Source organism: Mesorhizobium kowhaii (assembly GCF_042431665.1).
GTDB lineage: Bacteria > Pseudomonadota > Alphaproteobacteria > Rhizobiales > Rhizobiaceae > Mesorhizobium > Mesorhizobium kowhaii.
Map to the genome: position 1 here is coordinate 8,527 of NZ_JBHLYT010000240.1, position 1,248 is coordinate 9,774.

Sequence of the window (1,248 nt, forward strand, 5' to 3'; positions counted from 1 at the left end):
ATTTTGCCCCCAGGTATGCAGCACGGCGAAGAAGCCGATCTCGGCGCCCAGGTGTTTGGGATCGGCGGCAATGGTGCGCAGGGTCTCGGCGGTGGCGCGAAAGAGCAGACCGTAGACGAGCGCCTTGTTCTGATAGGCGATGGCGGCAATGTCACCCGGCAGCGTGAAGACGACGTGGAAGTACTGGGTGTCGAGAAGCTCGGCGCGACGGTCCTCCAGCCATTGCGCGCGGGCGAGCGATTGGCAGCGGGGACAATGCCTGTCGCGGCAGCTGTTGAAGGCGATGCGCTGGTGGCCGCATTGATCGCACTGCTCGACATGCCGCCGAGCGCGGCGGTGCGGCAGAGTTCAATCGCCGTCATGACGCGACGCTGGGCGGTCGACAGCGACGCGTCATGCTGCACGCGATAGGCTTCGCCGTAGCGGCGGAATATATCCGCCACCTCCGGCCCGAGCGGGCCATCTGCTCGAGCTCAGAAGTACTGAGGCTTGGCCGGCGGCGGCGGGGTGGGGGCCGGACGCGGTAAGAGCTCGTACGGGCTCGACGTGGCGCAGACCTTGTTGGTGGCAATCCGCAGGTAATGGGCGGTGGTCACGAGGCTGCGGTGACCGAGCAGCAGTTGAATGGTGCGCACATCGGCGCCGGCCTCCAATAGATGGACGGCAAAGGCGTGCCGCAGACTGTGCGGCGTGACCGGTTTGGGCAAGCGGGAGAGGTCGCGCGCTTTCGCGCAGGCTTGTCCCACCGCATCCCTGGTGATCGGCTGGCCGGCACGATCGCCGGGGAAAGAGCCACGCCTCTGGCCGGCGCACCTTCCAATAGCTGCGCAGGATCTCCAGCAGCTTGGGCGACAGCATCACGTAGCGGTCCTTCTGGCCTTTGCCCTGCTCGACGCGGATGACCATTCTCTGGCTGTCGATGTCCGTGGTCTTCAGCTGAACCGCCTCCGAGATGCGCAAGCCGGCGGCATAGCAGGTGGTCAGGATGGCATGGTGTTTGACGTTGAGGACGCAGCCGAGGAATTGCTGAACTTCCTCGGGGCTGAGGATGATCGGCAGCTTCTGCGGCTTCTTGGGGAACGGGAGGACCTCTTCAGGCGCCCAGTCCCTTTCGAGCGTCACACTGTAGAGAAAGCGCAGCGCCGCGATGGCGGTGTGGATCGAACCGGACGCCAGCTTCTTCTCGTTGGTCAGATAGACCTGATAGGTCCGAATGTCCTCGCGCCCGAGCACGTCCGGCGACTTGCC

General features: G+C 64.9%; 2 pseudogenes. Both read right to left on the reverse strand.

Features of this window, described 5'->3' with window-relative positions:
- Window positions 1–443 (reverse strand): annotated as a pseudogene (locus ACFFNA_RS40380) (IS91 family transposase); the annotation flags it as partial.
- Between the two features lie 30 nt (window positions 444–473).
- Window positions 474–1,248, reverse strand: a pseudogene (locus tag ACFFNA_RS40385) (tyrosine-type recombinase/integrase); the annotation flags it as partial.